Source organism: Arthrobacter sp. NPDC056886 (assembly GCF_042788715.1).
Lineage (GTDB): Bacteria > Actinomycetota > Actinomycetes > Actinomycetales > Micrococcaceae > Arthrobacter.
On record NZ_JBHUBT010000007.1, the window covers coordinates 79,254 to 92,920 of the forward strand.

15 protein-coding genes are annotated in these 13,667 nt (G+C 65.1%); 7 read left to right on the forward strand and 8 right to left on the reverse strand.

What is annotated here, in order from left to right:
* Positions 1 to 96: 96 nt before the first annotated feature.
* From ACFRJ8_RS13250 to ACFRJ8_RS13260, 3 genes are all read right to left on the reverse strand, one after another.
* A complete protein-coding gene (locus ACFRJ8_RS13250) occupies positions 97 to 954 on the reverse strand; it encodes a prephenate dehydratase (RefSeq protein WP_377986627.1) in 858 nt (285 codons plus the stop codon).
* A 146-nt stretch (positions 955 to 1,100) separates the two neighbouring features.
* The gene (gene fmdA / locus ACFRJ8_RS13255) at positions 1,101 to 2,357 is read right to left on the reverse strand and encodes a formamidase (RefSeq protein ID WP_377986628.1); all 1,257 of its coding nucleotides are present in this window, start codon (positions 2,355 to 2,357) and stop codon (positions 1,101 to 1,103) included.
* A gap of 35 nt (positions 2,358 to 2,392) precedes the next feature.
* On the reverse strand, positions 2,393 to 2,824 hold the full coding sequence (locus ACFRJ8_RS13260) for an FmdB family zinc ribbon protein (RefSeq protein ID WP_377986629.1): 432 nt from the start codon (positions 2,822 to 2,824) through the stop codon (positions 2,393 to 2,395).
* A 212-nt stretch (positions 2,825 to 3,036) separates the two neighbouring features.
* Between ACFRJ8_RS13260 and ACFRJ8_RS13265 the strand changes: the two genes are divergently transcribed.
* The gene (locus tag ACFRJ8_RS13265; protein WP_377986630.1) at positions 3,037 to 3,423 is read left to right on the forward strand and encodes a nuclear transport factor 2 family protein; all 387 of its coding nucleotides are present in this window, start codon (positions 3,037 to 3,039) and stop codon (positions 3,421 to 3,423) included.
* Positions 3,424 to 3,482: 59 nt separating this feature from the next.
* Here ACFRJ8_RS13265 and ACFRJ8_RS13270 read toward each other — a convergent pair whose 3' ends face one another.
* Entirely contained in the window at positions 3,483 to 4,001 is a 519-nt protein-coding gene (locus ACFRJ8_RS13270; protein WP_377986631.1) for a DUF1269 domain-containing protein, read from the reverse strand.
* A 349-nt stretch (positions 4,002 to 4,350) separates the two neighbouring features.
* Between ACFRJ8_RS13270 and ACFRJ8_RS13275 the strand changes: the two genes are divergently transcribed.
* On the forward strand, positions 4,351 to 4,812 hold the full coding sequence (locus ACFRJ8_RS13275) for a phage tail protein (RefSeq protein ID WP_377986632.1): 462 nt from the start codon (positions 4,351 to 4,353) through the stop codon (positions 4,810 to 4,812).
* A gap of 99 nt (positions 4,813 to 4,911) precedes the next feature.
* Here ACFRJ8_RS13275 and ligD read toward each other — a convergent pair whose 3' ends face one another.
* The gene (gene ligD, locus ACFRJ8_RS13280; RefSeq protein WP_377986633.1) at positions 4,912 to 6,156 is read right to left on the reverse strand and encodes a non-homologous end-joining DNA ligase; all 1,245 of its coding nucleotides are present in this window, start codon (positions 6,154 to 6,156) and stop codon (positions 4,912 to 4,914) included.
* 230 nt (positions 6,157 to 6,386) lie between these two features.
* Between ligD and ACFRJ8_RS13285 the strand changes: the two genes are divergently transcribed.
* Complete coding sequence (locus ACFRJ8_RS13285; RefSeq protein WP_377986634.1) at positions 6,387 to 7,211, forward strand: VOC family protein; 825 nt, start codon at positions 6,387 to 6,389, stop codon at positions 7,209 to 7,211.
* A gap of 63 nt (positions 7,212 to 7,274) precedes the next feature.
* Here the strand turns inward: ACFRJ8_RS13285 and ACFRJ8_RS13290 are convergent, their stop codons facing one another.
* Both ACFRJ8_RS13290 and ACFRJ8_RS13295 read right to left on the reverse strand, forming a co-directional pair.
* Positions 7,275 to 7,664: a RidA family protein gene (locus ACFRJ8_RS13290; protein WP_377986635.1), complete on the reverse strand. Its 390-nt coding sequence runs from the start codon at positions 7,662 to 7,664 to the stop codon at positions 7,275 to 7,277.
* The gene (locus ACFRJ8_RS13295; RefSeq protein ID WP_377986636.1) at positions 7,661 to 8,575 is read right to left on the reverse strand and encodes a helix-turn-helix transcriptional regulator; all 915 of its coding nucleotides are present in this window, start codon (positions 8,573 to 8,575) and stop codon (positions 7,661 to 7,663) included. The genes ACFRJ8_RS13290 and ACFRJ8_RS13295 overlap by 4 nt, the downstream gene beginning before the upstream one ends.
* A 579-nt stretch (positions 8,576 to 9,154) precedes the next feature.
* Between ACFRJ8_RS13295 and ACFRJ8_RS13300 the strand changes: the two genes are divergently transcribed.
* From ACFRJ8_RS13300 to ACFRJ8_RS13310, 3 genes are all read left to right on the forward strand, one after another.
* Positions 9,155 to 10,003 carry an aldo/keto reductase gene (locus ACFRJ8_RS13300; RefSeq protein WP_377986637.1) on the forward strand — a complete coding sequence of 283 codons (849 nt, stop codon included), beginning with the start codon at positions 9,155 to 9,157 and terminating at the stop codon, positions 10,001 to 10,003.
* A gap of 373 nt (positions 10,004 to 10,376) precedes the next feature.
* The gene (locus ACFRJ8_RS13305) at positions 10,377 to 10,841 is read left to right on the forward strand and encodes a hypothetical protein (RefSeq protein ID WP_377986638.1); all 465 of its coding nucleotides are present in this window, start codon (positions 10,377 to 10,379) and stop codon (positions 10,839 to 10,841) included.
* Entirely contained in the window at positions 10,834 to 11,898 is a 1,065-nt protein-coding gene (locus ACFRJ8_RS13310; protein ID WP_377986639.1) for an LLM class flavin-dependent oxidoreductase, read from the forward strand. The genes ACFRJ8_RS13305 and ACFRJ8_RS13310 overlap by 8 nt, the downstream gene beginning before the upstream one ends.
* Positions 11,899 to 12,039: 141 nt before the next feature.
* Here ACFRJ8_RS13310 and ACFRJ8_RS13315 read toward each other — a convergent pair whose 3' ends face one another.
* Positions 12,040 to 12,330, reverse strand: a complete 291-nt coding sequence (locus tag ACFRJ8_RS13315; protein ID WP_377986640.1) for an antibiotic biosynthesis monooxygenase family protein — start codon at positions 12,328 to 12,330, stop codon at positions 12,040 to 12,042.
* Positions 12,331 to 12,432: 102 nt separating this feature from the next.
* On the opposite strand from ACFRJ8_RS13315, the gene ACFRJ8_RS13320 reads away from it, so the two are divergent.
* The gene (locus ACFRJ8_RS13320) at positions 12,433 to 13,665 is read left to right on the forward strand and encodes a low temperature requirement protein A (protein WP_377986641.1); all 1,233 of its coding nucleotides are present in this window, start codon (positions 12,433 to 12,435) and stop codon (positions 13,663 to 13,665) included.
* Positions 13,666 to 13,667 lie beyond the last annotated feature (2 nt).

A 13,667-nucleotide genomic window follows, 5' to 3' on the forward strand; every position in this document is an offset into this window, starting at 1 on the left:
TTCTGTCCAGCCTTCGCGCGCGAGATGTGTGTTCAGAATACGCGGGAACCCCATCGAGGGCCAGTGCGCAACAGCGCGGCCGGGTAAGCAGAGAGGTCAGCTGCTGGCCGCCTGCTGGGTCCTGAACTCCGCGGCGGCATATACACCCAGGATCCGGACCTCGGCGGTGAAGAATTCCAGTTCCTCCAAGGCGAGCTGGAGTGGCAGGTCCGCGGGATGGCCCTCGACGTCGGCCATGAACATGGTGGCAGCAAACTCGTTGCCCACCATGTAGCTCTCCAGCCGGGTCATGTTCACGCCGTTGGTGGCAAAACCGCCAAGAGCTTTGTAGAGCGCGGAGGGGACGTTCCGGACGCGGAACACGAAACTGGTCACTGCCGGTCCGGGCAGCTCATCCCGGGTTGGAAGTTCCGCTTCCCGCGCCAGGACCACAAAGCGGGTGGTGTTGGACGGATCGTCCTCGACCCGGGAGGCCAGCACTTCCAGGCCGTAGATCTGGGCCGCGAGCGGGGGAGCGAGGGAGAGCTTGGCGGGATCGTTCCACTCCCGCACCTCGCGGGCAGAACCTGCCGTGTCGCCGGCGATGACGGGGCGTAAGCGTGCTTCACGGATCAGGCGCCGGCACTGGCCCAGGGCGTGAATGTGGCTGTGGACTTCGGTGGCGGCCTCAATGGTGCTGCCGGGGATGCCAAGCAAGTCGAAGTGGATGGGCAGGAAGAACTCGCCGACGATCTGTAGACGGGACTCGGGGAGCAGGATGTGGATATCCGCCACCCGGCCGGCAATCGAGTTCTCGATCGGAATCATGGCCAGATCGGCCCCGCCGCTGGACACCAATTCAAAGACGTCCTCGAAGCTGGCGCACGGGACGCTTTCCAGCTCGGGGAACATCTGCTTGCACGCGATATGGGAGTTGGCGCCGGGCTCACCTTGGTACGCAATCTTCTGGGTCACGATCCGTATGGTGTCACGACCCACCCCCGCCCACCCAAACGGGGGCGCTCCGAAGGTCACCGAGACGCGTGCTACTTCAGCCTCAGCCGTGACAGCGGTTGGGACGCAACCTCACCGACGACGGTTCCCAACGCCGTCGGCCGCTGCTATTTGTTGCTGGCCTTCGGCGCGCCGATGCCCGGGTCGATTTTGTGGGGGCCGGCCGCTGAGGGACGGACATCGAAGTCGAAGATGGCCGTCGGGATGTAAACCGTGGAACAGGAATTCGGGATGTCCACGACGCCGGACAGGCGCCCTTCGATCGGCACGGCACCTAGGAGCAGGTACGCCTGCTCGCTGCTGTAACCGAATTTGGTCAGGTAGTCGATGGCGTGGAGGCAGGCCCGCTGATACGAAAGGTGCGAGTCGAGGTAGCGCTGCTCACCGTCCAGAGTCACCGAGGTGCCGGAGAACGCCAGCCATTGACTGAACTGCGGGTCGACGTTGCCGGGCATGAAGATGGCGTTTTCGCTCACCCCGTAAGTCTCCATGCCGCCCTTGATGAGCTCCACCCTGAGGTCCATGAAGCCGCCCATTTCAATGGCGCCGCAGAACGTGATCTCTCCGTCGCCTTGTGAGAAGTGGAGATCGCCCATAGAGAGGTTGGCTCCGTCCACGAACACGGGATAGAAAATACGGGTGCCCTTGGACATGTTCTTGATGTCCTGGTTCCCGCCGTTTTCCCGTGGCGGTGCGGTCCGGGCCGCTTCCGCGGCCACCCTGTCGAATTCCGACGGCGGCAGGTGCCCCAGGACCGCGTGCTCGGCCTCGGGTGGCAGCGCCAAGGGCGGGACCCTCGTCGGGTTCGTGGCGATCAGGTCGCCTTCGCGCTTGTTCCATTTCGCCAGTAGCTGGGCTGAGGGTGCCGTCCCCATCAACCCGGGGTGGATCAGCCCGGTGAAGGAAACACCCGGCACGTGCCGCGATGTTGCGATTTGTCCGGTGAAGTCCCAGATGGCTTTGTATGCGTCGGGAAACTGCTCGGTGAGGAAGCCGCCGCCGTTGCTGGTGGCGAAGATGCCGGTGTAGCCCCATCCCTGCCCGGCAAGCGGGCCGGAATCCTCCTGCGGAATGGGACCGACGTCCAGGATGTCCACCACCAGCAGGTCGCCGGGCTTTGCGCCCTCGACGGCGAAGGGACCGCTGAGTTTGTGGACGGTCAGCAGCGGGGCGTTGAGGATGTCGTCGGCGGAGTCGTCGTTAACGATCGCGCCGTCAAACCACTCCCGGCAGTCCACCCGGAAGGAATCCCCCGGTTTAACCGTCGCGACTGGTGGAATGTCGGGGTGCCATCGGTTGTGCCCGATCTTTTCCTGATCCTCGAACTTCTTGGTGGAGTCCAGGGCAAATATCTTTGCTGGCATTTCATCTCCTTTGACTGGGCGCCGCGTGTTGCCGGTCAGGGTCGCGGCAATGTCCGATGTAACGGGTTGGATGAATACTGCTGTACACGCCTGGGGCTGCCCGGAATCCGAGAGTTCACCACCTCGGGTTCGGCTGCACTGCGGTTGGTGGAGTCGATGAGTCGGAAGGCCTGTGATCCGGCCCTGGAAAGGTGCGGTGCACTGAATACCCTGCGGGATGGTTCACCGCAGGAGGGGCACGGAAGCGTGTCGGGGGCGTCCCCGATCGGGTGGGATGCTTCGAAAAGCGAACCATCGGAGCATCGGTACTCGTATGTGGCCATGGATCGGGTCCTCTCCGTTCTGCGGGTATGACAGGCGGGCCGGGTCGCGTTCTTGACCTGGCGGGTTTGGACGGCCGAGCGCAGGCGACGACGAAGATGGAAAAACCATCCCAGAGTGTGTTGCCAGAGTAGGCTGAGCCCCATAACGGAGTCAGGGGCTTTGGGCCCTTCCTCGAGCCGGCACGGGCAGCCGGGCCGGATGCCCGAACCTCACGAGTGCGAGGCTTCCCGCACCACTCCGCGGCCGCTAGGCTTCTGGGAAACGATGTGACCACCCGCGGATTCATGGCTGCCCATGGCCCAAATGACGGGGCCCCTTTGGCGGGGCCCCTCCGCTGCTCTAGAAAGGAGCTCTCATGCCGGACTCCAGCGTCGAAGGGATCGCACGCTCCTACATCCAGGCCGTTGGCTCCCACGATCTGAACGCTCTTGAAAACCTGCTCGGGGAGGATCTCGTGGCCACCTTCGCCGGCACCGCCCTCGACAAGGCCGGATGGACCACGGCACTCAAGCGCCTTCTCCCGGCCCTGGTTCGCAACGAGATCCGGGAGGTCTTCACCGCGCAGGACCGTGCCTGCGTCGTGTACGACTTCATCACCGACACGGCTGCCGGTGCCGTCAGGTGCATCGAGCTGCTCACCATCAACGCAGACAAAATCCGCGAGATCGACCTTGTCCTGGATCGGGTCGCCTTCGCCCCCGTCAATGACGCCCTGAACGCGCGGATGCCGCCGGCCCAATAAGGAACACCCGCGACGTCATCGGAGCAGCCGGCCCTCTCCCAGTAGGGTGCTTCGGCCGATCAGGACGAAGCGGCCTCGATGATCTTCTCGTCGCCTTCGTTCACGGCCTTGACCACGGCGTCGTAGTCACCACTTTCGACGGCCTTGCTGACCTTCTTGGTGGCCTTCTCCACCGCCTTGTCGACGCGGTCGAGGTAGAGGTCGTCGACGACCGCGATGATCGCCGAGGAGCCCGGCGGCAGCCACTCGTCCGCGTTGACGCCGATGGACTTCTCCTCGTGCCGCTTCGCGATGGCGCCAACACCTGCGCCGATCCCAGCACCGATCACGCCGGACAGCAGCAGCGGCGGAGCGAACAACCCGACCACGAGTCCGCCGATGGCGCCCGCCGTCGTGCCGCCGGCGACCAGCCCGCCCCCGTGCTCCTTGACCTCGGTCCGGCCCGAGGCGTCACGCGACAGGACGACCGCAGCCACCACGGCCGCGTCGTCCATGCTCTTGATCGCCTTGAAATCGTCTGCCGCCGAGTCCGCGTCGGCGTATGACGACACGAACAAGGTGTAGTTGCGCTCTGACATGGTGTGCCCTCCACTCGGTTCCGGCCTGCGTTGCGGCCGCTCCGCTTCCTTGGTCGACGCTGTCGGTCCCGACGGTGCTGGAAATGACCGAACTCCCGACGGCGGGCGGCTTGTCCGCACACACCGGGACGGTACGCGCGTCACGTAGGTCCAACTCTTGCCCCGACAAGCGCGCCCCGGCAGGGCCTTAAGTCCTCCACTTTCATGAGCCAATGCCGCCTCGGCTGTGCATCACACTGGGGCTGAGCCCCTGTCACGGGACCAGGCACCCTGCGCACAAACGCTTTGACGTCAGGGCAGCACGTCGTCGCGTTAGCATGGGTCCCAACACATCCAACCAGGAGGGTGCATGCCGTACATCGTTGACTTCAAGAACGTTTCTACCGTCGGTTTGGAATCGTCTCCCGTCGCTGAGGCCCTCGCCGGGTTGCGCGCCAACGAGGCTCGCTATTACCGGAACAAGTACGACCACGTCTTCACTGTGAGCCCCGCGAGCGAGGTTCCGGAGGTGGTCGACCGGGTGAGCCGGATACTCCGAGACGAGCGTGAAATCGTCATCGGTTCCCGCCCGCTGGAAGCGACCTCCTTCGACGTCGACGGTTTGCGGATGGCCTACGTTTTCTACGAGTCGGGGCTCTCGATCAACGTCATGTACAGCATCGACGCCGGGAAGAGAGCGGTCGGGTTCAAACTCGCCGAAGGCATGGAGATTCCGGAGGAATTGGCGACGCGCTTCAAATTCGCCCGACAAAAATCGAAGCTGGCGGGCGTTATTCGCGGCTCGTACTTCGTGATCAAGGGAGAGTATTGACCGCAATCACCGGGCCACCGTAGCGCCACCCGCGAGACTGAACATGACTGTCTGCGCCCAGGTTGGGTCCTGGTTTGGCGCGGACAACATCCTGTGGTTTCAGGACCCAGGGCGCCCCGGCCACTCCTTGCCCGCCCAGGGGTCGTAGTCAGCGATGAGCTCCTCCTGCGGCGGACGCTCATTTTCGGGGACGTGCTGCAGATTCACCCGCACCCGGTACCAGAGGGAACTCGATCCGCGCATCCCGTCGACGAGGATGTCCGCGGGATGCAGGGCCGGGACGAGGTCCGCGTGCCGCGTCTTCCATTTGTCGAGCGCCGCGAGTGCCTCGGGCTTGGTCTTGGTGCGTGCCACCTCGATAAGCGGCATCACCGACTGCCGGCGGCCCAAACCGTCTCCCGCCCGCGGCGGCTTTTCGGCGGGGCCGAGCTCGGCAGCCAGGGCCATGAGTCCGTCGAGGGACCCTACGGCGTCGTCGATGCCGGCATGGGGGTCGCCCTTCGCTGCGAAGCGCTCAAGCACCGTGGGCACCGTGAATTGTTCCGGCCGGGTGGAGGTAACCTCGTCCCAAGTGAGCGGCGTCGAGACGCGGGCGTCCGGCAGGGGCCGGATCGAGTACGCCGATGCCACGGTGCGGTCCTTGGCGTTCTGATTGAAGTCGACGAACACACTCTCGCCGCGCTCCTCCTTCCACCACCGCGCGGTGGCGAGGCCCGGAGCACGGTTCTCGACCTCGCGGGCGAGGGTCTCGGCGGCAAGCCGCACGTCGCGGTACGACCACTGGGGCGCGATGCGCACCAGGATGTGGAGCCCCCGCGAACCGCTCGTCTTCGGCCACCCCACCAGCCCGACGTCGTCGAGCACCTCCCGCGCGACATACGCGGTGTCAACGATCTGCGACCAGTCAACCCCCGGCATCGGGTCGAGGTCGACCCGGAGCTCGTCGGGGTGCTCGAGGTCCTCGGCGCGCACGGGGTGCGGGTTGAGGTCCAGACAGCCGAGATTTGCCACCCACGCCAAGCCCGCGGCATCCCGGATGACGGCCTCTTCGGCTGAGGTCCCCGACGCGTAGTGCAGCGTCGTCGTGTCGATGAAGTCGGGGTGGTTTTCAGGCACGCGCTTCTGAAAGAACGGCTCAGCGCCGATCCCCTTCGGGAAGCGCTTGAGCACCATGGGCCGTCCGCCGGCGCCCCGCAGCGCACCATCGGCGACGGCGAGGTAGTAGCGCACCACGTCGAGCTTGGTGAGCCCCGGCTCGGGGAACACCACCTTGTCCGGATTCGAGATGCGAACCTCGCTACCGGCAATGTTGAGGATCTCGGCGGGGGCCTTCGACGGGTTCATGCCGCCACGCTAGCAATGATCGGATGTCCCAGCCAGAGCAGCGGTGACGCAGGCGAAGTTGGCTTGGAAAGTGCCCCGGCACAGTCCTTGACCGACGGCAGGTTTGAAGTGGGGCAATGCGCGACAGCGGTGCCACGCGGCTGCCTTGTGGGGGTGGCGGGTTCAGGGGACGGATGGGGTACCCGGCCGGATCCTGGCTCGCTAGGCTGTCCCACGGAAGGGAGTGAGACATGACCCAACGGACCTATCCGCAGGGTGTCCCGTGTTGGATCGACACCGAGCAGCCTGACGTCGAGGCGGCCGTCGAGTTCTACGCCGGAATCTTCGGCTGGACGTTCGAGGACGTCATGCCCGCGGGAGCGCCGGGCCGCTACTTGATTGCAAAGCTCGATGGCCAGGACGTCGCGGGGATGGCCAGCGCCCAGAGTGCCGCGGCCTGGAGTACGTACGTATCCGTCGAGGACGCGGATGCCGCCGTGCAGCGACTGATGGCTGCCGGCGCTACGGTGCGGTCGGCACCTGCCGATGCCGGAGAGGGCGGCCGCAGTGCGGCGCTGGCCGATCCGCAGGGCGCCGAGTTCCGCATCTGGCAGGCCAGGCGGCGCTTAGGGGCGCAGGTGGCCAATCAGCCCGGCGCGTGGAATTTCAGCGATCTCCACACGGCTAATACCGGTGCGGCCATTAAGTTCTACGAAGAGGCATTCGGCTGGCAGGTCGACGACCTCGGCTTCGCGATGATGATCCGCAGGCCCGGTTATGGTGATCACCTTGAGGCGACAGTCGATCCGGGCATCAGGGCGAGGCAGTCAGGGCTGGCCGCGCCACCTGGCTTCGCGGATGCGATTGCCTGGATAGCGGCCACCGCCCCCGGCGAACCGCCGCACTGGCACGTCTCGTTCACCGTGGCCGACCGGGACCAGACGGTGGTTGATGCGGAGCGACTCGGCGCCCGGGTCCTTAGCCAGGCCGACACCGAGTGGACGCGCACGGCACTGATCCGGGACCCCCAGGGCGCCGAGTTCACGGCCAGCCAGTTCACGCCCCCGTCGGGATGAGCGATCCAAGAGTCGGCAGCCACGGGTGGCAGGTTTCCTGATCGGCGCCGTGTCGGCGTCGCCTCAGGTGCCGTGCGCGGCCACCGCCTGGATCTCCACCTTGGCGCCGAAAGGAAGAGCGCCAGCCTGGAAGGTGAACCTGGCCGGAGCAGTAGAAGGATCCGGGAATTGCCGCCGCCACCACGCATTCAGGCTGCTGTAGTCGGTGATGTCAGCGACGACGCACTGCACATACACGATCTCCTCAACGGCGAAGCCGGCAGCGTGGGCGATCATCGTGACATTGTGCCAGGCCAGGGCCGTCTCCTCCTCGAAGGTTCCCTCGTGATACTTGCCTTCGGGATCCAGTGCGGGCATCCCGCTGACGAAGCAGACACCATTTGCTTCGCTGGCCAGGCTGAAGGGGAAGCCTCCGGGTAGTCCCGGCCCAGAAGTCGTGCGCTTGATCGTCACGCGATGTCCTCCTGACGATGCAGAAGGTCTGCCTGCTGACCGACTGTTGCCGGCGGAACTTCCGTCACAGCCGCCGGTCCGGCGCCGAAGCTGCCGAGCAGCAAGAGGGAATCGGCCGACGGCGAGCCTGGCTTCGCGGAATAAATGCGAAGCAGCTGGTCCGCGTCCTCACCCACGGCCAGATCTTCAAAGTTCAGTTCCAGGTCCCCGACGATCGTGTGACTCAGCCGGACGCTGCCCGCGGATGCCGTCGCGACCCGGTGCCCGGCCCACCATTGGCGGAATTTCTCGCTGCTTACCGCGAGTTCGCCGACAAGTTGATTGGCCCGCGCGTCGTTGGGATGCCGGCCAATATCCGTGCGCAGGGCACCGACGGCTTCGGACGCGACAGCCGGCCAGTCGCGGAAGAGCCCCCGCGCGCGCGGATCGAGGATGATCCACCGGGTCAGGTTCCTCTCTGCCACCGGCATGGCCGCGAAGTCGGCCAGCAAAAGGGAAGCCAGACGGTTTCCAGCCAGTACATCCGTGCGGCGGCCCAGAACGAGGGCGGGAACGTTGCCGACGGCATCCAGGAGCTGGCGCAGAGCGGGCCGCACGCCCTGTAGCGGTACGGGTGGACGCTGGGAGTTCGCGCAGTTCTCCAGGAGGTCGATCATGTGCGCCTGTTCGCCGGGGTCCAGACGCAGGGCCCGAGCCACCGAATCCAGGACGGCGCGTGAGGGATGGATGTTCCGGCCCTGTTCCAGACGGGTGTAGTAGTCAGTGCTCACGTCTGCCAGCCGCGCGATCTCCTCACGCCGCAACCCGGGGACCCTCCGGCCACCGGAGCCGGACGCTAGCCCGGCGTTTTCCGGCGTCAGCCGTGACCGCATGGCCTTCAGGAATTTTCCAAACTCTGCGCTTTGACCCATGTCTTCCATTTTGCCGGGCCGGGTCCTTCCTTTCCATGGCGAAGGTAGGACTGCCATTCCTAGGAAATGCAGGGAGCGGCAAACCTGCTGACATCGCATCCCGACCTCCGTAGCGTCGAATGCATGGCCGCGCGAAAGCCGGCACAGGTCGAAGTACCGGACTCAGTAGCAGAAGAAGAAAACCGGCGCAGGGCTGGAGTCACGGTTCAATGCACAACCGATGTTTCAATGCACAACCGAAAACAGGAAGAAGACGATGGATAATTCACTGATGATGGCCTTGCTGGTTATCAACTCAATGAAGCACGAGGGCCGCGGGGCGTCGCCGGATGCACCGATAACCACGGCACGGCGTGCAGGTTCCATACGGGGGAGGCGGGTTCGTGTACAGGCCTGGTTGGCCGGCGCTTTGCATCACGCCGCCTGGGCAATAGAGCCAGTCCCGCCTGTGGTCGATGGGCCACGACGGCGACGCCCCGCCACCGTCGAAACCACCTCGGCGTAGCCCAAGGAATCCGGCACGTGCCGGGCCGCCGGTGCCTACCGCCCCAACAGAAATACACCCACAAGGAAGAATTGATGATGTCCCAGATTCGTGAAGCCAACATCCCCACCGTGACCCTTAACAATGGCGTCCAGATCCCGCAGCTCGGCTTCGGCGTTTTCCAGGTCCCGGCGGAAGACACCCAGCGCATTGTCGAGGATGCTTTGGAAGCCGGCTACCGCCACATCGACACCGCCGCCGCATACCGGAATGAGGCCGGCGTCGGCGCCGCTATTGCCGCGTCAGGGCTCCCGCGCGAAGAAATCTTCATCACCACCAAGCTGCGCAACGGCGAACAGGGCACAGCCCACGAGGCGTTCCAGCACAGCCGCGTGGCACTCGGCATCGATTATGTGGACCTGTACCTGATCCACTGGCCCGTGCCATCCCAAGGACTCTTCACCCAGGCCTGGAAAACCATGGAAAAGCTGTATGCCGGCGGCGAGATCCGCGCCATCGGAGTGTCGAATTTCCTCTCTGACCACCTGGACACGCTTCTCGAGAGCTCGGAAATTGTCCCGACGGTCAACCAGATCGAAATCCACCCCACCTTCCAGCAGCGGGACCTGGCGGCCAAGAGCCGGTCCTTGGGCATCGCAGTGGAGGCGTACAGTCCTTTGGGCCAGGGCGCGGATCTCGATGCATCCGCCGTGAAATCCCTGGCAGCCCGGTACGGTGCCACGCCCGCCCAGATCGTGCTCGCCTGGCATCTTGCCCAAGGCACAATCGTCATCCCCAAGTCGGCTCATAGCGCGCGCATGCGGGAAAACCTGGGCGCCGCGGCGCTCCAGCTCGCCCCGGCCGAAATAGCGCAGATATCGGCCCTGGAGTCTGGCGCCCGCGCCGGTTCCGATCCGGCCGTTGCCGCGCACAGCCAGCTCTAGCCCGTCCGGCAGGGAAAGCCGGAGACTGTCCCGATCGGCCGGGACCGTCTCCGGCGTACGGCTGCATCAGGCGCGGCACCTCGACGGCGGCCCTCCACGCCGGCCCTCCGCTCCAGCCCGGCAGCGAGTCCTCGACACGCAGCTTGAACAAGGCAGCCACCTCATCAGGAGTGGAATTTTCGTGCGTGCCAGCCAGTTAACTCCATAGGTATTTGCAACCGCAAGTACTTGGAGAAGCGGTGAGGAGGATCGTCGCATGAGTGAAGTGCAGCTCGGCCCCGACGGCATCCCCGGCCGCGGCGCTGGAAGCGGGCAGGATTACGTACCGTCCCGCCCAGAGAGCGCTGACTAGATTTCATGAAAGGACTCGACAATGCGGCTCAATCACGTGCCCCTCCGCCTGACCACGGGAGCATTCATCCTGAATGCCGGTTGGGGCAAACGCAAGCTGGACAAGGACAACGCGGCCGGACTTCAAGCCATGGCGGCCAGGGTCATTCCGCCGGTCAGCCGAATAGACGCCGAGAAGTTCGGCAAAATGCTCAGCTACACGGAAATGACGCTCGGTGCGGCCCTGCTGGCACCCTTCCTGCCCAGCCGCCTAGCCGGGATCGGTCTCGGGATCTTCTCCGGGTCCCTGTTTACCATGTACCTGCGGACGCCGGGCATGACGTTGGAGGACGGCATCCGGCCCAGCCCGCAGGGTACCGGGCTGGCAAAGGACATCTGGATGCTCGGCATCGCCGCCGCCCTCGTGCTGGACCGCAGGCCCGCGGCTGGAACTGCGCCCCGGCAACCCGCGGCAATCCTGGGCCGGATACGGCACAACAATGGCTGAACACCCGATGGACCGCGAGGTACGCACCCCGGCTATTACGCTCGGGCTCGATACCTTTGGTGATGTCCACACCGACAGCTCCGGGACGCGGCTTTCGGACGCCCAGACCATCCGGAATCTCGTCGACGAAGGTGTGCTCGCCGAGGCAACCGGTGTGGACTACTTCGGGATCGGCGAACACCATACCGAAAGCTTTCCGCTCTCAGCCGGCGACGTCGTTCTCGCCGCGATCGCGGCGCGCACCTCCCGCATCCGTCTTGGATCCGCGGTCACGGTCATCAGTTCCGATGACCCCGTAAGGGTATTCCAGCGGTATTCAACCCTGGACTCCCTGTCCAACGGCCGCGCCGAAGTCATTCTCGGACGGGGATCAAGCATCGAGTCCTTCCCGCTGTTCGGGTACGACCTCCGAAACTATGACGAACTGTTTGAAGAAAAGGTCAACCTGTTCGCCGAGCTCCTCAAGGAAACGCCCGTCACCTGGCGCGGAAATACCCGGGCAGCCCTGGATGGGCTGACCGCATATCCCCGCACGGAATCTGGACGTCTCTCCACTTGGATCGGCGTCGGCGGCAGCCCGGAATCGGTGGTGCGCGCCGCCCGGTATGGCTTCGCCCTCATGATCGCCATCATCGGCGGTGATACAGCACGCTTCGCACCGTTCGCAGGGCTGTTCCACCGGGCCATGGCTGAGTTTGGCCAGCCCGACCGGCCAGTCGGCGTGCATTCGCCCGGGCACGTTGCCGCCACCGATGACCAAGCGGTCGAAGAGTTCTGGCCCCACTACGAAACCGCGTTCGCTGAGGCCGCCCGGGTGCGCGGATTCAGGCCGCCGACTATGCAGAGCTTCCTCCGGGACGTCGGCCCGGGGGGAGCGCTTCATGTGGGCTCGCCCGAGACCGTGGCCCGAAAGATCACCGAGACGCTCAAGACACTCGGCGCCAGCCGCTTTGACCTGAAGTACGGCATGCCCGGGATGCCCCAGACCCAGATCATGACCTGCATCGAGCTCTTCGGCTCCCGCGTGGCCCCGCTGGTGCGCGACCTGATGGGGTAGCCAGCCGTCCAGCGGACTGTCCCGTCGCGTATGAGGGATTGCCCGCGGTTCAGGTCGGATGCCGGAGGAGGCCGTGGCAAGGCCGTGCTCGGCGAGGCCATTGCGCGGATTAGTACCTGATCAGCCGCGCGGGCAGACCGCTTACAGGATGCTCTCGTAGTGCTCCACGACGGGGAAGGGATCGTAGAAGTGGTGCAGCAGTGCGCGCCAATTGCCGTATTGCTCGGACTGTCGGAATCCAACGGTATGGTCTTCGAGCCGATCCCATTCAACGAGCAGCAGATACGTGCCCGGCGACTCGACCGAACGTGACAGCGACAATTTCCTGAAGCCAGCCATCGAAGCAATGATGGGCCTCGCCTCCCCAAACGCCAGCTCGAAGTCGTCTTCCTGACCGGGGATGACCGGCAATAGCGCGTGTTCGGTAATCATCGGACCAGTTTCACACAGAAAAATCCCCAGCTGCCTGCCGCTGTTCCGCTCCGTGTTCGCCAAGCGGTCCCAGGCAACGCGCCGCCGGAGTAGCCTTCATGCATGAGCCCTGCCCATCGGCTCGCACGCATGTCGGGGCGCGATCCGGCCGAGCAGCACCGGACGTCGACTCCGCTTGAGCTGCTCTTCGACCTCACCTTCGTCGTGGGCTTCAGCGCGGTCTCGACACAGACGGCGCTGCTCCTCGAGAAAGGGCACTGGTCGGCCGCGCTCACTGGGTTCGTCCTTGGCGTCTTCGCGATCAGCTGGGCGTGGGTGAACTACGCCTGGCTGGCCTCCGCGTACGACAACGACGACGTGTTCTTCCGTATAGCGACCTTGATCGAGATGATCGGGGTGCTGGTGATCGCGCTCGGGATGCCTCCCTTCTTCCTCTCCATCGACGAAGGCCGTCATGTCGACAACGCAATCATGGTGAGCGGGTACGTGATCATGCGTGTCGCCGCGGTCGCTCTCTGGCTGCGCGCGGCGCGGCATGACCCCGTGCATCGGCGGGCCTGCCTGGCCTACGCGGCCTCTGTCTCGGTGGCGCAGGTCGGCTGGGTGCTACTCATCTTTGCCTCACTGCCGATCGGGACGACGTCGTGGGTCATCGTGGCTCTCACCGGGGTCGAGCTGGCGGGCCCGCTCCTCGCCGAGCACAAGGACGGCGGCACCCCGTGGCATCCGCACCACATCGCGGAACGGTACTCGCTGCTCGTGATCATCACGCTCGGTGAGGTGATCCTCGGCACCGTTCTCGCGGTCTCGGCTGTCGTCGACACATCGGGTTGGTCGGTCGAGGTCGTGCTCGTCGCCTTCGGCGGCACTGCCCTCGCCTTCGCGATGTGGTGGCTGTACTTCACCATTCCGGCCGGGCGGGTGCTGGTACGCCATCGGCGTCGCGCGTTCGGATGGAGCTACGGGCATATCGTCGTGTTCGCCGCGGTCGTCGGTACCGGGGCCGGCCTCCACGCCGCGGCCGTCTACATCTCCGGTGAAAGCCACATCGGCGCCACCGCAGCGGTGCTCACTGTCGCCATCCCAGTGTTCGTGTTCGAGCTGATCCTTGTGACGATCTACTCGTTCCTGCTGCGCACGGCCGACCGGTACCACCTCTGGATCTTCGGCGCGGCCGCCATCGTCCTTGTATCCGCAGTGGTCGCGGTGGGCCTGGGTGCGAGCGTGGGCGCCACGCTGCTCCTCGTCGCCGCGTCGCCGGCCCTCATCGTCGTTTCCTACGAGACAGTCGGCTACCGGCACGAGGAGCAGGCCCTCCGGCAGGCTGAGGCCTGACA